This is a genomic window from Thermostichus sp. MS-CIW-30, from assembly GCF_054058015.1.
In genome coordinates this window covers 184,747-205,253 of sequence record NZ_JBSRZW010000001.1, presented here as the reverse complement: position 1 = coordinate 205,253, position 20,507 = coordinate 184,747, and the positions used below count along the sequence as shown (strand labels likewise).

At 59.4% G+C, this 20,507-nt stretch carries 15 protein-coding genes and 1 pseudogene; 8 read left to right on the top strand and 8 right to left on the bottom strand.

Going from position 1 to position 20,507, the window contains the following annotated elements:
- Positions 1 to 215: 215 nt before the first annotated feature.
- Complete coding sequence (locus ACVWXW_RS00955) at positions 216 to 872, bottom strand: CpcT/CpeT family chromophore lyase (RefSeq protein WP_457402255.1); 657 nt, start codon at positions 870 to 872, stop codon at positions 216 to 218.
- A gap of 416 nt (positions 873 to 1,288) precedes the next feature.
- Between ACVWXW_RS00955 and rlmN the strand changes: the two genes are divergently transcribed.
- On the top strand, positions 1,289 to 2,347 hold the full coding sequence (gene rlmN / locus ACVWXW_RS00950; RefSeq protein WP_457402254.1) for a 23S rRNA (adenine(2503)-C(2))-methyltransferase RlmN: 1,059 nt from the start codon (positions 1,289 to 1,291) through the stop codon (positions 2,345 to 2,347).
- Between the two features lie 27 nt (positions 2,348 to 2,374).
- On the opposite strand, the gene ACVWXW_RS00945 is transcribed toward rlmN, so the two are convergent.
- Both ACVWXW_RS00945 and ACVWXW_RS00940 read right to left on the bottom strand, forming a co-directional pair.
- The gene (locus tag ACVWXW_RS00945; protein WP_457402253.1) at positions 2,375 to 4,177 is read right to left on the bottom strand and encodes an aminopeptidase P family protein; all 1,803 of its coding nucleotides are present in this window, start codon (positions 4,175 to 4,177) and stop codon (positions 2,375 to 2,377) included.
- 157 nt (positions 4,178 to 4,334) lie between these two features.
- Positions 4,335 to 4,709 carry a rhodanese-like domain-containing protein gene (locus ACVWXW_RS00940; protein WP_457395431.1) on the bottom strand — a complete coding sequence of 125 codons (375 nt, stop codon included), beginning with the start codon at positions 4,707 to 4,709 and terminating at the stop codon, positions 4,335 to 4,337.
- Between the two features lie 120 nt (positions 4,710 to 4,829).
- Between ACVWXW_RS00940 and ACVWXW_RS00935 the strand changes: the two genes are divergently transcribed.
- Both ACVWXW_RS00935 and ileS read left to right on the top strand, forming a co-directional pair.
- On the top strand, positions 4,830 to 5,744 hold the full coding sequence (locus ACVWXW_RS00935; protein ID WP_457402251.1) for a hypothetical protein: 915 nt from the start codon (positions 4,830 to 4,832) through the stop codon (positions 5,742 to 5,744).
- Between the two features lie 828 nt (positions 5,745 to 6,572).
- Positions 6,573 to 9,356, top strand: coding sequence for an isoleucine--tRNA ligase (ileS, locus tag ACVWXW_RS00930; RefSeq protein WP_457402267.1), 2,784 nt, complete (start codon positions 6,573 to 6,575; stop codon positions 9,354 to 9,356).
- Between the two features lie 88 nt (positions 9,357 to 9,444).
- On the opposite strand, the gene ACVWXW_RS00925 is transcribed toward ileS, so the two are convergent.
- Together ACVWXW_RS00925 and ACVWXW_RS00920 are read right to left on the bottom strand one after the other, a co-directional pair.
- Positions 9,445 to 10,815: a dihydroorotase gene (locus ACVWXW_RS00925; RefSeq protein ID WP_457402249.1), complete on the bottom strand. Its 1,371-nt coding sequence runs from the start codon at positions 10,813 to 10,815 to the stop codon at positions 9,445 to 9,447.
- A gap of 2 nt (positions 10,816 to 10,817) precedes the next feature.
- Complete coding sequence (locus ACVWXW_RS00920; RefSeq protein ID WP_457402265.1) at positions 10,818 to 12,209, bottom strand: histidine phosphatase family protein; 1,392 nt, start codon at positions 12,207 to 12,209, stop codon at positions 10,818 to 10,820.
- Positions 12,210 to 12,586: 377 nt separating this feature from the next.
- On the opposite strand from ACVWXW_RS00920, the gene murQ reads away from it, so the two are divergent.
- The 5 genes from murQ to ACVWXW_RS00895 all read left to right on the top strand — a co-directional run bounded on the left by murQ (position 12,587) and on the right by ACVWXW_RS00895 (position 18,619).
- Positions 12,587 to 13,516, top strand: a complete 930-nt coding sequence (gene murQ / locus ACVWXW_RS00915) for an N-acetylmuramic acid 6-phosphate etherase (RefSeq protein ID WP_457402248.1) — start codon at positions 12,587 to 12,589, stop codon at positions 13,514 to 13,516.
- Positions 13,517 to 13,537: 21 nt separating this feature from the next.
- Positions 13,538 to 14,824 carry a recombinase family protein gene (locus ACVWXW_RS00910; RefSeq protein WP_457402246.1) on the top strand — a complete coding sequence of 429 codons (1,287 nt, stop codon included), beginning with the start codon at positions 13,538 to 13,540 and terminating at the stop codon, positions 14,822 to 14,824.
- A 371-nt stretch (positions 14,825 to 15,195) separates the two neighbouring features.
- Complete coding sequence (bchL, locus tag ACVWXW_RS00905; protein ID WP_041437180.1) at positions 15,196 to 16,032, top strand: ferredoxin:protochlorophyllide reductase (ATP-dependent) iron-sulfur ATP-binding protein; 837 nt, start codon at positions 15,196 to 15,198, stop codon at positions 16,030 to 16,032.
- A gap of 168 nt (positions 16,033 to 16,200) precedes the next feature.
- A complete protein-coding gene (locus tag ACVWXW_RS00900) occupies positions 16,201 to 17,178 on the top strand; it encodes a protochlorophyllide reductase (RefSeq protein ID WP_457402243.1) in 978 nt (325 codons plus the stop codon).
- A 40-nt stretch (positions 17,179 to 17,218) separates the two neighbouring features.
- Entirely contained in the window at positions 17,219 to 18,619 is a 1,401-nt protein-coding gene (locus ACVWXW_RS00895; protein ID WP_457402242.1) for a ferredoxin:protochlorophyllide reductase (ATP-dependent) subunit N, read from the top strand.
- Here the strand turns inward: ACVWXW_RS00895 and ACVWXW_RS00890 are convergent.
- From ACVWXW_RS00890 to hemL, 3 genes and pseudogenes are all read right to left on the bottom strand, one after another.
- Positions 18,616 to 18,861, bottom strand: coding sequence for a hypothetical protein (locus ACVWXW_RS00890; protein ID WP_414330709.1), 246 nt, complete (start codon positions 18,859 to 18,861; stop codon positions 18,616 to 18,618). The genes ACVWXW_RS00895 and ACVWXW_RS00890 overlap by 4 nt on opposite strands.
- Before the next feature lie 10 nt (positions 18,862 to 18,871).
- Positions 18,872 to 19,055, bottom strand: a pseudogene (locus ACVWXW_RS00885) (hypothetical protein); the annotation flags it as partial.
- A gap of 119 nt (positions 19,056 to 19,174) precedes the next feature.
- A complete protein-coding gene (hemL, locus tag ACVWXW_RS00880; protein ID WP_011432645.1) occupies positions 19,175 to 20,485 on the bottom strand; it encodes a glutamate-1-semialdehyde 2,1-aminomutase in 1,311 nt (436 codons plus the stop codon).
- Positions 20,486 to 20,507: the final 22 nt, after the last annotated feature.

Genomic DNA, 20,507 nt, shown 5'->3' with positions numbered 1-20,507 from the left:
CCCAGTTCAACGCCTGCACAAAGGCATCCAAGGTCGCGTCCAACTTTGCGGCCTGCGACTGGGACACCTTGAGCTTACAGGAGACGGTCAGGACTCGGGTCATGGTTCTATCGTAACTTCCGCATTCCTCCCGACACTGACCCTACGGGTACAGTGCGGGGCTCCTGCGATTTCTAGCTGACGACGCGAACGGGATCCCCAGCGCCCGCAGCTGCTCAACCAGTTGCTCCAACAGCCTCATGGTTCAGCACTTCAGCCCACTGCGGTAGGTACTGGGAAAAATCTTGCTTTTTGACAAACCGAAAAGGCCCGGATAGGGATCCCCAGATCACTTGATCGGTCTCCGGATCCCGACCTTGATCCAAGCTGTGAAAGTAGTCGGCTCCGATCTCAAACTCGCTGTACAAATAGGTGGTTCTGCCTTTGCGTTCAACAATACAGCCTTTGCCGGGCAGGCTGCGGCCCCGATAGCAGGATCCCGTCCATTCCACTTGGGTGACACAGCCGGGCAAGAGTTCCAACTCCGCTGCTGTCAGACCGGCCAATTTCCCCTTCGCGTAAGCGTTGCTTAGCAACAACTCCCGACCGGCGCACCTGTAGGAGTCAGGAGCTGTCAGAGCATAGTTTTGAATCCGGATCCCATCTGGAGTATCGAAGAGGTGGATCACCCGCTGTCGGTAAGGCTGCTCAGGATAAATGTCGTACAGTTGCTCCACATAAAACCCCACCCCCTGCAACACCGACCAAGGCAAGGGACATTGGTACACATGAATGTTGGCAAACCAGACGGGCTCTGCGAGCGCCTGCTGCAGGTTGTTGAAGTGCCCTGCCATCCAGGTGGCCAGTTGGGCCAGTTGGGGGGAAACAGACATAGGTTCAGATGGATTCAATGGATTGAAATCGAGAAGATTCAGATCGAGCGCTCCTGATCCTGCAGACTTTGTCCAACTGTCAGGGACTCCGTCCCGATGGCGCACTCCATAACACACTCTACAAAACTACACCAGGGAATAGCTTGGTAGCCCTGTACTTGAGTGCGGGGTGGAAAAGCCCTTGGGCAACTTGATTTAAGGGAATTTAAGGGATTTAAGAGAGCATTGTTGCTTACCGTCACCCGCCCTGTCTCTGGCGGAGTTGTTGCCATGGGCAGGGGAACCGCAACCCTGTGGCGACGAGGCCGTTCGCGCCACTCGGACGGAGTTCTTGAAGGGGATTGGGTTGCAGGGACAGGCTAGAGTAGAGGAGCCGGACTCCTGTGCCTCTTGAGATCTCGTCTAAGATGGTATTGATGTCGGCCCTACCCATTCCGCTGCTGGGGCAATCCTTGTCTGCTCTGAAAGACTGGGCGGTTGCCCAAGGACAGCCGGCCTATCGCGGGCAACAACTGCATGCTTGGATCTACCAAAAAGGGATCCGCTCCCTGGAACAGGTGACGGTGTTTCCTAGGGCTTGGCGAGAGGCGGTGCAAAGCTACCCAGTGGGACGCTCGCGCATTGTGCAGCGGACAGAGGCCCGCGATGGTACTGTGAAGTTTCTGCTGGGGTTGGCGGATGGGCAGTTGATCGAAACGGTAGGGATCCCAACGGCCAAGCGTCTGACGGTCTGCGTCTCTTCTCAGGTGGGCTGCCCGATGGCCTGCGATTTCTGTGCCACCGGCAAGATGGGCTACCGGCGCAACCTAGAGCTGCACGAGATTCTGGATCAGGTGTTGACGGTGCAGGAAGATTTTGGCCGTCGCGTCAGCCATGTGGTCTTTATGGGCATGGGGGAACCCCTGCTCAACCGCGATACGGTGGTACAAGCCATCCGCAGCCTGAATCAAGATATCGGCATCGGCCAACGGCATATCACCCTCTCGACGGTGGGGGTACCCCGGCAAATTGCCTGGCTGGCGCAGCAGGATCTGCAAGTTACCCTGGCCGTCAGCTTGCATGCCCCCAATCAAGACCTGCGGCAGCAGTTGATCCCCTCGGCAGCCCACTACCCTCTGGATGCTCTGATCCAGGATTGCCGTGACTACATGCTGCGCACCGGGCGGCGAGTCAGTTTTGAATATACCCTGCTGTCGGGGGTCAACGATCTGCCCATTCATGCCCGCCAACTGGCGCAATTGCTGCAGCAGGCCAGCCGGTCAGGGGTGCAACTGCACGTGAACCTGATCCCTTACAACCCCATCTCTGAAGCTGACTATCAACGCCCCCACCCGACACGGGTCAGAGAGTTCGTCCGCCAGCTCGAACAGCACCAAGTGCGGGCCACTGTGCGCCAAACCCGTGGCTTGGATGGCAATGCCGCATGTGGTCAACTGCGGGGATCCTTCCTGCGTTCTTTGCCAGGGGATTTGTAATCGCCGCGCAACGCTTTTGCGAGTACATCAGCTCAGTCCGCAGGCGCATTTTAGCCAGGCGGCATCCTGTTCTGGCAAGGTGGCGTGGTGCATGACGTAAACCTGCCGGTGATACTCGTCCAGCCAGGCTCGCTGCGCCTCGTTCAACAGTTCCCAATCGATCAAGCGCCCATCAAAAGGGATCCAAGTCAGGGAGCGAAAGCCCATCCAGCCCTCCGGCTCGGGAATGGCAATCACCTCGTAGAGGTTCTCCAGGCGGATCCCACCCCATCCCGGCTGGTAGTAGCCCGGCTCGATGCTGTTGATCATGCCCACTTTGAGAGGGGTGCTGGCGCGGCGGTGGATCCCGTTGGGCCCCTCGTGGACATTCAAAAAGGCGCCGACACCGTGGCCGGTGCCATGGCCGTAATCCAGCCCGGCCTGCCAAAGGGTAGAGCGGGCGATCCCATCCAACGAGACTCCATAGGTGTCGGGGGGGAAGATCTGGCGGGCGCATTGAATGTGGGCCTTGAGCACCTCGGTATAGCGCCGCTTGCACAAGGGATCCGCGGGTTGCGAGCCAATCCAAACGGTGCGGGTATCGTCGGTGGTGCCCCCCAAGTAGTGGGATCCGGAGTCCAACAAAAACAGTTCGCCCGGCTGCAGCAGCTTTTGGGGATCCGGAGTGCTGTAGTGGATGATGGAGCTGTTGGCTCCTGCCCCGGCAATGGTGTTAAAGCTCAGGCCCACCCACTCCCCTTCCTCCCGGTAATGGGCCTCCATGATGGCGGCCACATCGGCTTCGCTGATGGGGATCCCCTGTTGGATTTGCCGGTCGATCCAGGCCAGGGTACGGATCTTGGCCCGGCTGGCTTTGCGGTTGGCCAGGCGCATCTGTTCCAGCTCGGTGGGGTTTTTCACGGCCTTGAGGGCTTCTACTGGGTGCTCCAGCTCGCGGCAGCTCGCATCCTGCAGCAGCTCTTGAGTGCCCTGGGTGGTCTGCTTGGGATCCAAGCCCACCGGCGCATAGCTCTTGGCCCATTGGGGCAGTTGTTGGCTGTAGGTCTCGTAGGGCCAGAGTTCCACCCCGGCTTCTGCCAGAAATTGCCGAGATGGGGGACTGAGCCGCTCCAGATCTGTGAATAGAGCCGCTCTATCTAGGCTGACCAAAGCATAGGCCCAAAACACTGGGTTGTAGGGGATGTCGGATCCCCGCAGGTTAAACAGCCAGGCCACCTGATCCAATTTGGTCAGGGGCAGCAGCCCCACCCGTTTGCGGCGCATCTCCTGCCGGACTTGGGCCAGCTTTTCTGCAGGGGTGGCCCCGCTTAGGTGGGTGGGTACCGAGTCAATGGGCCGGTCAAAGGGAGCGACAGGAGCGGATCCCTGAGCCAGCTTATCCACCAAGTTTTCCATGACCGGGATCAAGAGCACCCCTCCCGCTTGGGCATGGGCCTGCAACTGGCGATAGGTGGCCACCGCCACCGTAAAGGGATCCACCCCCAGGCGAAAGCCGGATCCCAGCTCTTCCACAATCTCCATCAGGCTGGGCTGATTCGGCAGACCTCCTTTGATCACTGTCAATAGATTGGGATCCACCTCCCGCTCCGCCTGTTCGTGATAGCGGGGATCTACCCACAGCCAAGCCCTGTCCCGGGTGATCAAGGCATCCCCCACCGAGCCGGTAAAGCCTGTGATCCACTGACGCCGCTTGCGATGTTCCGGCAAATACTCATTGAGATGCTCATCAGCAGAGGGAACCCAAAAGCCATCCAGATCTTGTTCTCGCAGAAGCTGGCGCAACTGCTGCAAACGGGCAGCAACATCCAGGCGGGGCAGGGTTTGGAGCATGGCAGAGGGGTAAAGCTAAACGGCCAGGCTATCGCCATTCTAAACAAGGTTGGGCCGCCCCCACTTCCCGCCTTCAGTGGTCGGCCATTTCAGATAGCAGCCAGATAGCAGCCAATACCTCCCTCTTCCCATGGGTGAGGGAAGAAATCCGCCAGCTCTAGCGCTCCTCAGGAAAACCCGCTTCCCGCCAAGCCCGCATGCCCCCATCCATCGAGATCACCCGACGATAGCCCATTTTCTGTAGATTATCGGCTGCCAACGCGGAGCGAAACCCGCCGCCGCAGTACAGGACGATCTCCGCTTCTTTGTCGGGGATCACCTTCTCGATGTCCCGCTCAATGATCCCTTTGCTCAAATGGATGGCTCCGGCAGCATGGCCAGCCTGCCACTCCGACTCTTCCCGCACATCCACAAAATAAAAGCGATCCCCTTGCAGTTGTTTTTGCCTGACCTGCTCGACTGTCAGTTCTTGGATGCGGCTTTTGGCCTCGTTGACCAGGGCCAAGAAAGCTGGAGAGTGCTGGGGAGCCATGGAGAACAGGCGCTATGAGCCAAAGCTTATTCCAATCGATCTTATCTGGTCTGGACTTTGGGATCCCAACTGCCCTAAGGCTAGACTGGGATCCAGATTTGCCGGCTGGAGGCCCATGGCTTGAAATCCCGATCTAACTTTCCGCAACTGCTTTGGCCCCTTGCTCTGGCCGTGAGCTGGAGCATCCCCCTTGGATTGACAGCCGGTCACGTCAGCCGGACGGAGTCCTCGGCTTGGGCCCAAGCTGCCCCGATGCCCCTAGAAAGTGGGATCCAGCGGCAAGTTTCCAGCCCACCGCCAGCCGCCCTGGTGGAGTGGCTAAGCCAGCAGGTGGCCGCCGCCAACCGGCGGGATTTGCCAGGGGTGATGGCCGGCTACAGCCCCGACTTCCGCCACCGAGATGGGCTGGACCGGGAAGAGGTGGAAGGTGCCATCCGCAAGCTGTGGAGCTCTCATCCCAAGCTCACCTATTCGGCCCAGATCCTCTCCTGGCGGCAGGTGGGCCCTGAGATTGTTGCCGATATTCTCAGCCAAGTAGAGGGATCCCAATCCTCGGTGCGGGGGGACTTTCAGGTAGAAGCCTCTGCCCTGGTGCGCAATCGCTATCGCCCGGATCCAGCCAATCCCGGACAACTGCTGTTGATTGACCAAGAAGTGCTGCGGGAGGCCAGCACCCTCACCTCTGGATCTGCCCCTCCCACCGTCACCTTGAACCTGCCGGAGGTGGTCAAACCGGGATCCACCTATTCGCTGCAGGCGATTGTGGCAGAGCCTCTCACCCACTCTTTGTTGTTGGGCGCCGTTGCCGAACAACCCGTTGCCGGGGTGGGCTACCCAGAGGTGACCTCGTTTGCTCTCGAACCTCTACAGGCCGGAGGGATCTTCCTACAGGCAGATGCTCCGCAAGAACCCCGTTCTGAGTGGATTTCTGTGATGTTGGTTAACCAAACCGGCATCACGCTGGAGAGTCGGCGTCTTATCGTCAGCGATCGCTTGGCTCTGGAGGGATCCCTGGCCATCCCCACCGTCCCTTAGGAAATCTTCAGGATGATGAGGAATGGCTCTGGGGTAATCTGGACAGGCAGTTGAGCTTGTTAAGATGGGAAACTATGCGCCCCTCAGCTTGTTTGCTTTCTGGTGCTGGCCCTATTTTTGAGCGGTTGCGATAGCGGCGACTCCCTTGGTGCTCCGGTGGTGGATCGCCCCACTCCTGCCAGCAATTGACCGAACAATCCCGAGGGGTCTCGAAAGGTTGGGTCGAGGTGTCTTGAAAGGACCCAACCTCAAGAAACATTGACATCTTTAGACGCCCGTCCATTCCAAGCCCCGCTACAGCTATCTGCAAAACTATCCGCTCTCTCCCACCCCCAAGGCAACAACAGGCGGTCAGGGAAAGAGCGGTCTAGCGGGCCTTCAACTGGAACCTGACTGCCGGGAGGAACTCCAAGCGAGCCAGAACGTGAAGACTCTTCAGCAGACTGAAGGATCTAAGTTCAGACCGTTAGAGAACAGCCCCGGCGCACAGCCGGCTGAACCCAACTTGACGACCCTTACAACTACTACTATCTGGCATCCGCAGGAACCTCCCTTACTAAACGACACCCTGAGACTAGCACAAATCTTTTCTTGTTTTCTCGATCAGGGAGTTCATGCGGTGGTTTGTTGGAGCCGTTTGAGAGCTCCAGGCGCTCTGGGTGACCGTGGGCTTCGGATCCCCTGTCCCACAAGAGGGGTGAGGGATGGACTGCTGAGGATAAGGCAACAGCGTAGGATAGAAGGACGCCCTCTAGTTGGCTCGAGTTGCCGTGGACTACAGCCGTGGACTACAAAAGTACCCTCAACCTGCCCCAAACTCAGTTTCCCATGCGGGCAGAGGCCGCCAAGAGAGAACCCGCCATTCAAGCCTTTTGGCAGGAAGAGCAAATCTACCAGCGCCTTGCCGACCACAATCCTGGGGATCCCTTTGTCCTGCACGATGGACCGCCCTACGCCAATGGCGATATCCACATGGGCACCACCCTCAACAAGATCCTCAAGGACATTGTGAACAAGTACCACATCTTGCAAGGGCGCAAGGTGCGCTACGTGCCCGGCTGGGATTGCCACGGCCTGCCCATCGAACTGAAAGTGTTGCAAAGCCTCACCCCGCAGGAGCGGGAAAACCTCACCCCTCTGCAGCTGCGACAAAAAGCCAAGGAGTACGCCCTGCACTACGTTGATGTGCAGCGGGCCAGTTTTCAGCGCCTGGGGGTATGGGGATCCTGGGATCGGCCCTACCTGACGCTGTCGCCGGAGTACGAAGCCGCACAGATTGAGGTGTTTGGACAAATGGCCCTCAAGGGCTACATCTACCGCGGCCTCAAACCCGTCCACTGGAGCCCCAGCTCCCAGACGGCTCTGGCGGAAGCGGAGCTGGAGTACCCCGACAACCACATCTCCCCCAGCATCTACGTGGCCTTTCCCCTGCAGAGCCTGAGCCCGGCGGCGCAGCCGGTTTTGGAGCCTTTCATGCCGGGCCTGCGGGCAGCCATCTGGACCACCACCCCTTGGACGATCCCGGCCAACCTGGCTCTCTGCTTTAACCCCAAGCTCACCTATGCAGTTGTGGAGTCTCCCCGCTTCGGCCTGCTGTTGATCGCCGCCGATCTGCGGGAGCGGCTGGAGAAGGTTCTGGAGACGCCTCTGGAGATCAAGGCCACCCTGCCGGGATCCGCCCTGGAATACAGTCAAGGACGGCACCCCCTCTTCGACCGCACCAGCCTCTGCGTGCTGGGGGACTATGTCACCACCGAGTCCGGCACCGGCATTGTGCACACAGCTCCGGGGCATGGGGAAGATGACTTCAAAACCGGCCAAAAGTATGGTCTGCCCATTCTCAGCCCTGTGGACGATCAGGGGAGATTTACCGCCGAGGCCGGATCCCAGTTCGTCGGGTTGGATGTGCTCTCCAAGAAGCCGGAGACCAGCGGCAATGCTGCTGTCATCCAGGCTCTGCAGGCTGCGGGGGCTTTGCTCAAGGAAGAGCCCTACAACCACAAATATCCCTACGACTGGCGCACGAAAGAGCCAACGATTTTCCGGGCCACCGAGCAGTGGTTTGCGTCTGTAGCTGGCTTCCGGGAGCTGGCCCTGCAGGCCATTAAAACCGTGAAATGGATCCCGGCCATCGGGGAGAACCGCATCACTGCTATGGTGTCGGAGCGCTCGGATTGGTGTATTTCCCGCCAGCGGGCTTGGGGCGTGCCCATCCCCGTCTTTTACGACGAAGAAACCGGCGAGGTTCTGCTCACCGCCGAGACCCTCGACCACATCAAGGCCATTTTTGCCCAGGAGGGATCCGACGCCTGGTGGCAGCGCCCGGTGGAGGAGTTGCTGCCGGAGAAGTACCGCCACAATGGCCGCACCTACCGCAAAGGGATGGACACCATGGACGTGTGGTTTGACTCCGGCTCTTCCTGGGCGGCAGTGGCCAAGGCGCAGGGGTTGGGCTACCCGGTGGATCTGTATTTGGAAGGCTCCGACCAACACCGAGGCTGGTTCCAATCCAGTTTGCTTACCTCCGTGGCCGTCAACGGCCATGCCCCCTACAAGGCGGTGCTCACCCATGGGTTTGTGCTGGACGAGAAAGGCCAGAAAATGAGCAAGTCCCTGGGCAATGTCATCGATCCGCTGGTGTTAATCAACGGCGGCAAAGATCCCCAGACGGATCCCGCCTACGGGGCGGATGTGCTGCGCCTGTGGGTCTCCAGTGTGGACTACTCCGGGGATGTGCCGCTGGGTAAGACCATTCTTGGGCAAATGGCGGATGTATATCGCAAAATCCGCAACACAGCTCGCTTTTTACTGAGCAACCTCTACGACTTCAATCCAACTCAGGATGCCGTTCCTTTTGAAGCCTTGACGGAGTTGGATCGCTACATTCTGCACCGCCTGCACGAGGTGGGATCCGAGATCGGCGAATCTTTTGCAAGCTATCAGTTCTACCGCTTTTTCCAGGCGATTCAGAACTTCTGTGTGGTGGATCTCTCCAACTTTTACCTGGATATTGGCAAGGATCGCCTCTACATCAGCCATGCCCAAAGTCTACGGCGGCGCCAATGTCAAACGGTGCTCTCCCTGTTGCTGGAGAACTTGGCCAAGGCCATCGCCCCCGTTCTCTCCCACCTGGCCGAAGAGATTTGGAGCCATCTGCCCTATCCCAAGCCCACCCGTTCGGTGTTTGAGGGGGGGTGGATGAAGCTGCCGGAGCACTGGCGGGATCCCCAGTTGGCGGCCATTTGGGAGCAGCTGCGAGAGGTGCGCCAAGAGGTGAACAAGGCTCTGGAGCAAGCCCGTACCGGTCGCGTTAGCGGGACGGAGTCCTTTAAGCCCATCGGCGCTTCCACCGAGGCCAAGGTAATCCTGAAGGTAGCGGATCCCAGCCTATACGCTCTTTTGCAGGAGCGGGCTGCCGAGTTGCGCTACTTGTTCATCACCTCACAGGTGGAACTGGAGAAAACCTCAGGTCAAGGCTTGGAGGTCTCTGTTTTTCCGGCTGACGGCCAAAAGTGCGTGCGCTGCTGGAACTATTCCACCCGTGTGGGGGAATTTGCCGAACATCCAGAGCTGTGTGAGCGTTGTGTAGCCGCTCTGGCCGGGGAGTTTTGAATTCGGGACCCCGTCCCGCTGGCGGGAAGGGATCCCCCTCTTTGAATTGGCTCTTTCTCCGGACAGGTCTTGTCGGCCTTCTTCGGGATCAAGGGGCAGAGCTGCGGGATGGGATCCCCTCGACATGGGTGTGCAACACCTTGCCGCACAGGGTTTTCTCCAGCCAGGGAGTCGCTGGCGATCGGGAGTGGAGAGTGGCAACAGAAACCGTCCAAGGGTGGGTGGGATCAAACAGCACCCAGTCGCTGTGGGGGGTGAGGGTGGGCGGATCTAGGTTTAGGCAGCGGGCCGGGTACAGGCTGAGGGCAGACCACAGTTGCAGCGCTGTCAGGGATCCCGTTGCCACCAAATGGTGCCACAGCAGCGGTAGAGCCAGCTCCAGGCCCATCGCCCCCGGCGGGGCATCGGCAAAGGGCAGGGTTTTCTCTTCGTAGGTGTAGGGGTGGTGATCCGTCGCGATCCCCAGGCTGCCGGAACGGATCCCGGCGATCAGAGCCTCCCGGTCGCCGGCGCTGGGAAGAGGGGGCAGAAGGCGAAGGTGGGGATCGTAGCGATGCTCAAGGACGGCCTCTTCGGACAAGATCAGGTGCATCCAAGTGGTGCTGGCGGTAACCGGCAGTCCTTCGGCTTGGGCCTGTTGGATCAGCTCCAGGCTGCGGGCTTGGCTCAGGCGCATAATATGCACAGGCGGAGGGGAAGGAACGCTCCTGATCACCTCCAAGAGACGGGCCAGAGCGGCAGTTTCGGCACTGGCAGGGATCCCTTTCAGCCCTAGGCGCAGCGCCCAGATCCCTTCGTAAAGGCTGCCTTGCCCGGCCAAGGTGGGATCCCAGGCCCAGAGCAGCAGGGGTTTCTTCCCCAGCCGCAAATACTCCAGAGCCCGCCGCAGCAGAGCCAGGGAGCGCAGCGGCTGAACTTCTGCAAAACCAACTGCTCCCGCTTGCGCCAGTTCTCCCCAGGGGGTTGGAGTTTCTCCTTGGCCACCCACGCTCAGGGCAGCCCAGGGCAGCCAGCGGGGATCCCCACGTTGGCGGGGGTAGCGGTTCAGGTGTTCCGGGTGATCCAGCACCGGAAATAGGCCGGTTCCAGGAAGGGGGGTGGGCAGAAGCCCCACCTGGGTAAAGCCTCCCGCCAAAGCCGCTGCAGCCAAAGAGGTCAGGGTTTCCCGACTGTGGGCCAGAAAGTGCTCCGCACCGCTTACGCGACCGCTGCCAACCCCCTCGCCGCTGTGGGCATACAGATCCAGCAAACCCGGCCCCACTACCCAACCTGAGCCATTGATGGTGGGGATATCGGCAGGGATCCCTGCCGGCTCGGTGGCCCGCAGACGACCCTCCTGCAACCACACATCGGTTACTTCATCCCGCTGGCGCCAAGGATCCAACAGGCGCACTCCCTGGAGATGCACATTTTGTCCTGTTAGTCGTCCTGTTAGCTCGCGGAGAGGGGATGAGCCCATCTTTACAAAGCTCCAGCGGTGGTGCAGTCCAAGATCTGGCCCGACAGATGGGTGGTGAGGTTCAACACCTTCAAAACCGGGGCACCCTCCTTGCCTTCTGGATAGTCGATCACCGTAATGGCGCCATTCCCCTGCTTGAAGATCCAAAAGGCTTGGGGGGAAAGGTCGAACAACTGACAGATGATCGCCTTGTTGATGGCATCGTGGGCAACAACAACCGCCGTGCCCTGAGGAAACTGGGCTGCGGTGATGGCCAAAAGCTCCTGCCAGGCCAAGCGAGTGCGCTCCCACACCTGGTGAAGGTTTTCCCCATTGGGCATCTGCACACTGGCGGGATCCCGTTGCCAGCGCTCCAGCTCGCCGGGGTATTCAGCTTCGACTTCGCTTTGCAGCTTGCCCTCCCAGTCGCCGTGGCAGATCTCTTGCAAGTCGGGCATTGGGCGCAAAATGAGGTTGCTGTGGTTGCTGCAGATGGCATCGGCTGTGGCCCAAGGGCGCTTCAGGGGGCTGGAGAAGGCCAGTTGCAGAGGTTGAGTGGCCAAAAATTCTGCCACCTTGGCTGCCTGTTCCTCCCCGGTGGCATTGAGGGGGATATCCCGCTGCCCTTGAAAACGGCGCTCTCGGTTCCATTGGGTTTCCCCATGCCGCACCAGCAAGATGCGCATCCCCTGCTTGCGCTTGGGCAGGGCTTGGCCGAGGTGAGCGGTGATGTTCAGAGATTCCAGTTGTGGCGGCCCCTGCAGGCCCTCGGGAAAATTGAGAACGCTGATGGCGCAGTTATCCTGCCCAAGGCGGTGATAGTGGTGTGGCCCCAGGCCGATGGCGGTGCTGACCAGGGCGCGATTGATGCCGCTGTGGCCCACGATGAGGATATTGAGGGGCTGCCTTGGGGAGGGATCCGCTCCATGGTTCCAGGGGCCCGAAGCCGATTGCAGATGGAAAGCCAGCATTTCCCAAAACCCCTGCGCCTGCTGCCAGAGATCCCGCACCGGAAAGCGGCCCTCTAGCTCCAGGGTGTCGGGATGGTGCCGCCACAGGTGGTAATCTTCGGGGTATTTCTCCTGCACCTCGGCAAAGGTCAGCCCTTCCCAGGCCGTCAGGTCGATCTCCCGCAGTTGATCGGTGATGTGCAGAGGGATCCCTTCTCGGTCTTTCAAAAGGATGCGAGCTGTCTCGAGGGCGCGAGACAGGGGGCTGCAATAGGCGCAATCCAACGGGATCCCGGCCAGGGCCTCGGCTACACGCTGCGCCTGCCCTTCTCCAGTGGGGGTGAGCCGGGAGAGATCGGAGCGGCCTTGAATGCGATTTTCCAGGTTGAAGGTGCTCTCACCATGGCGCACGATCAAGATGCGCAGGGCAGGCTGGTCGCGGTAGCGGGACGGAGTCCTTGCCATCGCTTGCACGGACTTACTCATCGCAGTAGCGGGACGGAGTCCTTAGAACACCTTCTAGAGTACCGCCACTGGGCGGCGCTCGCCTTCGTCAATTCACCGGTTGGGCTGCCGACTGAGGCGTATTTGGGCTGGTCGCCGCTTGTGATGGGGGCATCTTTGGAGAATGGCCGCGCTGCGTTTCCGCTGGCAGAGGTTTTGGTTGAATGGACGTTGGCGAAGGGGGCCGGCTTGGTGCTCCTTGCCCTTGTTGTGGTGCTGTTGGCGCAGTTTTTCCCTCCACTGCTCCCTCAGGAGAGCCCCCTGCCACCGATAGAATCCGAGAAGACAAAGTGTAGGATCCCTGAAGGCGGATCCCTCTTGCCTGGACAAGCGCTGCCATGGTTTCTCCACAATTGGCTTGGGATCCCGGATCCCTGACCGAAAGCCCCAACCCGGCCACAGCCGAGATCGACCGTCTCAGCACCTTGGAACTGGTGAAACGGATCAACGCTGAGGATCGGCGGGTGCCGGAAGCGGTGGCTGCTCAAGCAGAGCCGATTGCCCAAGCCATCGATGCCATTGCCGAGCGGATGAGTCGCGGCGGGCGGCTGATCTATATCGGGGCAGGAACCTCAGGTCGGCTGGGGGTGCTGGATGCGGCTGAGTGCCCGCCCACTTTTGGCACTTCCCCCACCCAGGTGGTGGCTTTGATTGCCGGGGGGGAAAGGGCCCTGACCCAGGCGGTAGAAGGCGCAGAGGACGACGCAGAAGCGGCTGCCCGCGCTCTGGAGAGTCTCCACCTCCAAGCTCAAGATAGTGTGGTGGGAATTGCTGCCAGCGGTCGTACCCCCTATGTGCTGGGTGGGATCCAAGCCGCCAGAAGTATTGGGGCGCTCACGATTGGCCTGGCCTGTAACCACCCTTCCCCGCTAACCGAGCAGGTGGACATTGCCATTGCCCCTTTGGTGGGGCCGGAGGTGATCCTCGGATCCACCCGCATGAAAGCCGGCACAGCCCAAAAGCTGGTGTTGAACACGATCTCCACCGGGGTGATGATCCGCTTGGGCAAGACTTATGGCAACCTGATGGTGGATCTCCAGGCCAGCAATGCCAAGCTCAAGCAGCGGGCGGAGCGAATGGTGGCCCTAGCCTGCGATCTGGATCCCGCCGCGGCTGCCCAATTGCTGCAGGCTTGTGATGGAGAGGTCAAAACCGCCATCCTTGTGGCCTTGCTGGGGTGCTCTGCTCAAGAGGCCCGTCAGCACTTGCAACAGGCCCAGGGCAACATTCGCCAGGTGCTTGATTCCGTTCTGGCGCAGCGGCGGTGACAATAGTTGAATGGCTTGTCCATGAGCGTTTGCGGCTACCTCTACACGCCTTCCCATGCTCCTTTGCCGGAACAGGAGTTGGCCTGGCTCCAGGGGCGAGGGGCCGATCCCATCCTGCACGATTGGGGATCCCGAACCTATCTGGAGGAGCTGTTCCGACGCATCACAGCCGGCTGGGTGCAGGAAGTGCTGCTCTTGCGCCTGGCGGATCTGGGGGATCGGGCGGATGAAATCCACGAGCGGCTGCTGCAAATCCAACACTCCGGGATCCGCCTCAGCTTGGTCACCGAATCCGGTCTGCAAACCCCCACCGAGGCTGCCGATTGGATCCCCCTGCTGGCCGAGATCCCCCATCAGTTGCAAAGCCGCCGCCTCTGCTGCAGCCAAGCCCAAAACCGCCTGGCGGGCAAACCCCCCCCTGGCCCTGCCCCCTTTGGCTACCGCCGCGAAGGGGAACGCTACGTGCTGGATCGCCGGCAGGCCAGCATCGTTCAGGATTTTTTCCAGCACTTTCTCCTCTACGGATCCCTGCGGCAGGCGGTGCGCTTCTTGGAGGAAAAACACCACAAGCGGATTTCTGTGGCCACCGGACGCAACTGGCTGCTCAACCCGGTATACCGCGGGGATCTGGCCTATGCCGACGGCACCACCCTGCGGGACACTCACCCGGCCCTTCTCAGCCGCACGGAAGCCGCCCAGATCGATCGCTGGCTCAAACGCAACCAAGGGATCCCTCGCCGCAGCGCCAGTGCTCCCCGCGCTTTGGCCGGCCTGGTTCATTGCTGCGCTTGTGGCAGCCTTCTGCGCATTGTGCAAACCACCCCTCGCAAGGGGAAAAAGAACGGATCCCCCTACCTCTATCTGCGCTGCCAAACCTGTCGCTACAGCCTCCCCTACACCGAAGTCCTGCAGGAGGTGATCCGGCAGGTGTGCGAACAACTGCCCCAACGCGCCCAGACGCTGGATCGACAAGCCCTCACCCAAGTCCGCCAAGAGCTGCAAGCCCAAATCCAGGCCAACGCCGAGCGGCTGCGGCAATTGGAAGAGCTGCAGCAATCTGGACTAATGGACGAGGCCTCCCTGGCCCAGCGTCGCTACCAGTTGCGAGCAGAGACGGCCCGCTTGGCCCAAAAGCTGGAGCAACTCCCCCCCGCCAACCTCACCCAGACCATCCAAACCCTCTCCATCCCGCCCTTCTGGCAAGACCTCAGCGAGACCGAACGGCGTGCCTACCTGCGGGAATTCCTGCGCAGGATCGAGGTGGATTCTGCAGGAGCGGTGCGAGTTACTTTTGCCTTCGATCCCTGAGAGCGAAGGGTTCCCCCCACCTTCCCCCCAGAATTGAGATCATTCTTGATTCTTTCTCAGCCCAGACCTGCCTCAGCGCCAAGCCAAGAGGACGGGATCAGCGCCATGGCATAGCTGAATCCTTCCCGATTTGGGTGAATTGTCATCTGGAATTGTTTTCTTTTGATCACTGATGAAAGTATATCTAAAACTAAAATCGGGAAAAACATCAAAAATCGACTTGAGAAGCCCTGGGAACTTTCTTAGGACCATTTGCAAGATCTGGGAACTTCTAGCTTTTTGAGGGATCCACCTTTATCCTTCGCAACAGTTCTCAGGGGGCGGGTTGGCTGCCGATAATGTCCTTTGTCCGCCCCATGGAGGAACGCGCTGTGAAGTTGGCAGTTTACGGAAAAGGTGGGATCGGCAAATCCACCACCAGTTGCAACATCTCGGTGGCCTTGGCCAGGCGGGGCAAAAAGGTCTTGCAGATTGGCTGTGATCCCAAGCACGATAGCACCTTCACCCTGACCGGCTTTCTCATCCCCACCATCATCGACACTCTGGAAGCCAAGGGCTATCACCACGAAGACATCTACCCAGAAGATGTGATCTACCGCGGCTACGGCGGCGTGGACTGCGTGGAAGCGGGTGGGCCCCCGGCAGGGGCCGGCTGTGGCGGCTATGTGGTGGGGGAAACCGTCAAACTCCTGAAGGAGCTGAACGCCTTCGATGAGTACGATGTCATCCTCTTCGATGTGCTGGGGGATGTGGTGTGCGGCGGTTTTGCGGCTCCCCTCAACTACGCCGACTACTGCCTGATCGTAACCGACAACGGCTTTGATGCCCTGTTTGCCGCCAATCGGATTGCTGCCTCGGTGCGAGAAAAGGCCAAAACCCGCAAGCTGCGGTTGGCCGGGCTGATCGGCAATCGCACCAGTAAGCGGGATCTGATTGACAAATACGTCTCGGCAGTTCCCATGCCGGTTATCGAGGTGCTTCCCCTCATTGAAGATATTCGCGTCTCGCGGGTCAAGGGCAAAACCCTCTTCGAGATGGCGGAAACCGATCCCAGCCTGGAGCCTGTCTGCCAGTACTACCTGAACATCGCCGATGAGCTGCTGGCCCGTCCGGAAGGGATCGTGCCCCAACCTGCCGAAGATCGGGAGCTGTTTGCTTTGCTCTCCGACTTTTACAACACTCCAGCCCGCCAACTGGCCTTGGTGTAAGGGATCCCCTGCCGGCTTGGGCAGTGTGTCCAAAGATGAAGCCACTGTTTCGGAAAACCGTCGCAAACCTTATCAATTTGTTGTCCGATCCGCTTTCCACTCCAAGATGGATCCTGCAGGGATCCCTGGGGATCCCGCTTTGGGAAGGAAATGGCACAGGAGTTGGATATGCAAGGACAAGAGCAACCCACCGTCGTGATTACCGGAGCTTCCTCGGGTGTTGGCCTATACTCAGCTTTGGCCTTGGCCAAGCGCGGCTGGCACGTGGTGATGGCCTGTCGGGATCTGGACAAAGCCTACCGGGTGGCCCAACAAGTGGGGATCCCCCAGGGCAGCTATACCCTGATGCAGATCGATCTGGCCAGCTTGGCCAGCGTGCGGCGGTTTGTCGAGCAGTTCCGCAACTGGGGCCGTTCCTTGGACGCCTTGGTCTGCAATGCCGCCATCTACATGCCCCTGCTCAAGCAGCCCCTGCGCAGCCCGGAAGAATATGAGCTGACCATGGCCACCAACCATCTGGGGCATTTCTTGCTCTGCCATTTGATGTTGGAGGATCTGAAACGCTCCACCTATCCAGATCGGCGGCTGGTGATCTTGGGCACGGTTACCCACAATCCCAAAGAGCTGGGGGGTAAGATCCCACCCCAACCCCACCTGGGGGATCTGCGGGGGTTTGCCCAGGGCTTCAAGGATCCCATCAGCATGGCCGATGGCGGCAAATTCGATCCGGTGAAAGCCTACAAAGACAGCAAAGTCTGCAATATCCTCACCATGCGCGAGCTACACCGTCGCTTCCATGAGAGCACTGGCATCACCTTCCTCTCCCTCTATCCGGGGTGTGTAGCCACCACGGCTCTGTTCCGCCATCACTATCCCCTGTTTCAAAAACTTTTCCCCTGGTTTCAAAAAAACATCACGGGCGGATTTGTTTCTCAGGAATTGGCCGGAGAGCGGGTGGCCCAAGTGGTGGCCGATCCCGAGTTTCGTCGGTCGGGGTTCTACTGGAGCTGGGGCAACCGGCAACGCAAGAATGCCAAGCCCTTTAACCAAGAAGTCTCTGACGAGGCGGCGGACGATGCCAAGGCCAAATTGCTTTGGGATCTCAGCGAAAAATTGGTGGGTGTGCCCCAGTTGGTAGCCCTCTAGTTGGCAACGTTCCCTTCTTTTATGTTTTTAGGAGACGAGCATGAATGCTGCTTTGGATAGTGCCAATGCCCTTAACTTTCAGTGCGAAACCGGCAACTACCATACCTTTTGCCCGATTAGTTGTGTAGCTTGGCTTTATCAAAAAATTGAAGACAGCTTCTTTTTGGTCATCGGCACCAAAACCTGTGGCTACTTTCTGCAAAACGCCATGGGGGTGATGATCTTTGCCGAGCCCCGCTATGCCATGGCCGAGCTGGAAGAGGGGGATATCAGCGCCAAGCTGAATGACTACGAGGAGCTGAAGCGGCTGTGCCTGCAAATTCAACGAGATCGCAATCCCAGCGTGATTGTTTGGATCGGCACCTGCACCACCGAGATCATCAAAATGGATCTGGAGGGCCTAGCCCAGAAGCTGGAAGGGGAGATCGGGATCCCGATTGTGGTGGCACGGGCCAATGGCCTCGACTACGCTTTTACCCAAGGGGAAGACACGGTTTTGGCCTCGATGGCTCAACGCTGCCCAGAGCAGGTGCGGGCAGAGGAGCAGGAAACCCGCGGGGGTCTCCAGGCGCTTTTTTACGGGCTCCGCTCCGGAAAAAAGAAAGAGGAGGAAGGCTTCCACAAGCATCCCCCCTTGGTGATCTTCGGCTCGGTGCCCGATCCGGTGGTGACCCAACTCACCCTGGAGCTGAAGAAACACGGGATCCGCGTCTCCGGCTGGTTGCCGGCCAAACGCTATGGAGAGCTGCCGGCCATCGAGCCGGGCACCTATGTGGTGGGGGTGAATCCTTTCCTCAGCCGCACGGCCACCACGCTGGTACGCCGCAAAAAGGCTAAGCTCATCACCGCTCCTTTTCCCATCGGGCCGGATGGCACCCGCGCCTGGATAGAAGCCATTGCCCGCGAGCTGGGGATCCCAACTCAAGGCTTGGCAGAGCGGGAAGCGGAAGTGTGGAGCCATCCCCAAGTTCGGGATTATCTGGAGCTGCTGCGGGGCAAGAGCGTTTTCTTCATGGGCGATAACCTGCTGGAGATCTCGCTGGCCCGTTTCCTGGTGCGCTGTGGCATGACGGTGCAGGAAATTGGGATCCCTTACATGGACAAACGCTACCAAGCGGCTGAGCTGGCCCTCTTGGAGCGCACCTGCGAAGAGATGGGAGTGCCCAAGCCCACCATCGTAGAAAAGCCGGATAACTACAACCAAATCCAGCGCATCAAGGTCCTGCAGCCGGATCTGGTGATCACAGGTATGGCCCACGCCAACCCCCTAGAGGCACGGGGGATAACCACCAAGTGGTCGGTGGAGTTCACCTTCGCCCAGATCCACGGCTTCGGCAACACCCAGGCTCTGCTGGAGCTGGTGACCCGACCGCTGCGGCGCAATGCTGCCCTCAAAGGCTTGGGTTGGGAACGGTTGGTGCGGGAAGAAGCCCCTGTCTAACCTTCCGGCTCTTCGTTGTCAAACAGTAGACCGTCCAGGTGATCTGGCAGTTGCTGCCGGTCGATCCAGACCATGCCCGCCAGAATAGCTTCGGCCTCGTTTTGAAAGTAGCCGTAGGCTTTGGTGCCAATCTCCGACTCGCAAGAGCCATCTTGCTGGAGCAGTCGGCAGCGAAAGATAAACCCCTTCTCTGTAGCTTGGGTGGTGATGCTGATACATTTACGCTGAACACTGCTGAACATCACTGTTCAACTATGCAGCGATAGCATTCTGTTTGTTTCCAACCAGAATGGCGGTATCCCGCAAAGCTTTGAGTAGAATACCCAAAGCGCAGTTTCCGTGTCGTCTTACTACCAATTTTCTGCTTTGCTTTGGCTACCATGTTGGCAGACTCGAAAGTAAACAGAAAGATCAACTGGTAGTAATCCGTACTGAACATATTATACATTATTTTCAGTATAGTTGAGCTTATTATTGACTAGAGTCATGCTCCAGTTGCGGTGGATGTGCTCGGCCATAGCAGGGATCCCGGCTCGCGAGGGGGTAATTGTCAACTCAGAGGGTGCTCAACACCTCTCGCGCGGCGGCTAGGGTTTTCTCCACATCGGCCTCTGTGTGGGCCAGGGAGGTGAAGCCGGCCTCAAATTGCGAGGGCGCCAGATAGACTCCCCGCTCCAACATGCCGCGATGGAAGCGGGCAAATTTCTGCAGATCGGAAGTCTTGGCCTCTTCGTAGTTGCGCACTGGGCCGGCAGTAAAAAAGAAGCCAAACATGCCGGGCAGATAGCCCCCGCACATCTCATGCCCCGTTTCCCGTGCGATCTGCAATAGCCCTGTTGCCAACTTCTCGGTAATCCGCTCCAGGTACTCGTAGGTGCCCGGACGACGCAAAATATCCAGCGTCTGGATCCCTGCTGTCATGGCCAGGGGGTTGCCGGAAAGAGTCCCTGCCTGATACATCGGCCCCGCTGGAGCCACCATTTCCATAATTTCTCGCCGACCGCCGTAGGCCCCCACCGGCAGGCCGCCGCCGATGACCTTGCCCAGGGTCGTTAAATCGGGGATGACCCCAAACTTGGCCTGTACACCGCCATAGCTGATGCGAAAGCCGGTCATCACCTCGTCAAATACCAGCAGGGCCCCGTACTTTTGGGTGAGATCTCGCAAGCCTTCCAAGAAGCCCGGCTGGGGGGGAATAAAGCCGGCATTGCCCACCACCGGCTCTAGGATGACTCCGGCAATGGAGTCGGGGTGCTGTTCAAACAGGGCCTTGACTGCCTCCAGGTCGTTGTAGGGAGCCGTCAGCGTAGCGCTGGTAGCTGCCTTGGGCACCCCCGGCGAGTCTGGCAAGCCCAGCGTGGCCACCCCCGAACCGGCCTTCACCAAGAACATGTCCGCATGGCCGTGGTAGCAGCCCTCAAACTTGATCACCTTTTCCCGACCGGTATAGGCCCGCATCAAGCGCAGCACCGCCATGCAAGCTTCGGTGCCGGAATTGACAAAGCGCACCATCTCCACACTGGGCACCGCCTCAATGACCCGCTCCGCCAGCTCATTTTCCAGAACGCAAGGGGCGCCGAAGCTGGTGCCTTTCTCCAAAGCTCGGCGCAGAGCCTCAATGACCTCGGGGTGAGCGTGGCCAACAATCGCCGGCCCCCAACTGCCGATGTAGTCGATGTATTGGTTGCCGTCCACATCCCAGGCGTAGGCCCCTGAGACACGGTCGAACACGACGGGATCCCCGCCCACCGACTTGAAGGCGCGCACCGGAGAACTCACTCCCCCCGGCATGAGGCTTTGTGCCCGGGCAAAAACCTGCTTGGAGCGGGTGGTGTTAAACGAGGTGGAGTGGAGAGTGCTGGTCATAGAGCATAAGGAGCTTTCAACG

What these genes read in the sequence shown, in the direction of transcription:
- rlmN (WP_457402254.1), top strand. Translation starts at nt 1,289, where the DNA reads ATGTCGGCCCTACCCATTCCGCTGCTGGGGCAATCCTTGTCTGCTCTG.
- ACVWXW_RS00925 (WP_457402249.1), bottom strand. Translation starts at nt 10,815, where the DNA reads ATGGGCTCATCCCCTCTCCGCGAGCTAACAGGACGACTAACAGGACAA.
- ileS (WP_457402267.1), top strand. Translation starts at nt 6,573, where the DNA reads ATGCGGGCAGAGGCCGCCAAGAGAGAACCCGCCATTCAAGCCTTTTGG.
- ACVWXW_RS00910 (WP_457402246.1), top strand. Translation starts at nt 13,538, where the DNA reads ATGAGCGTTTGCGGCTACCTCTACACGCCTTCCCATGCTCCTTTGCCG.
- ACVWXW_RS00940 (WP_457395431.1), bottom strand. Translation starts at nt 4,709, where the DNA reads ATGGCTCCCCAGCACTCTCCAGCTTTCTTGGCCCTGGTCAACGAGGCC.
- ACVWXW_RS00890 (WP_414330709.1), bottom strand. Translation starts at nt 18,861, where the DNA reads ATGTTCAGCAGTGTTCAGCGTAAATGTATCAGCATCACCACCCAAGCT.
- murQ (WP_457402248.1), top strand. Translation starts at nt 12,587, where the DNA reads ATGGTTTCTCCACAATTGGCTTGGGATCCCGGATCCCTGACCGAAAGC.
- hemL (WP_011432645.1), bottom strand. Translation starts at nt 20,485, where the DNA reads ATGACCAGCACTCTCCACTCCACCTCGTTTAACACCACCCGCTCCAAG.
- ACVWXW_RS00955 (WP_457402255.1), bottom strand. Translation starts at nt 872, where the DNA reads ATGTCTGTTTCCCCCCAACTGGCCCAACTGGCCACCTGGATGGCAGGG.
- ACVWXW_RS00945 (WP_457402253.1), bottom strand. Translation starts at nt 4,177, where the DNA reads ATGCTCCAAACCCTGCCCCGCCTGGATGTTGCTGCCCGTTTGCAGCAG.
- ACVWXW_RS00895 (WP_457402242.1), top strand. Translation starts at nt 17,219, where the DNA reads ATGAATGCTGCTTTGGATAGTGCCAATGCCCTTAACTTTCAGTGCGAA.
- ACVWXW_RS00920 (WP_457402265.1), bottom strand. Translation starts at nt 12,209, where the DNA reads ATGGCAAGGACTCCGTCCCGCTACCGCGACCAGCCTGCCCTGCGCATC.
- ACVWXW_RS00900 (WP_457402243.1), top strand. Translation starts at nt 16,201, where the DNA reads ATGCAAGGACAAGAGCAACCCACCGTCGTGATTACCGGAGCTTCCTCG.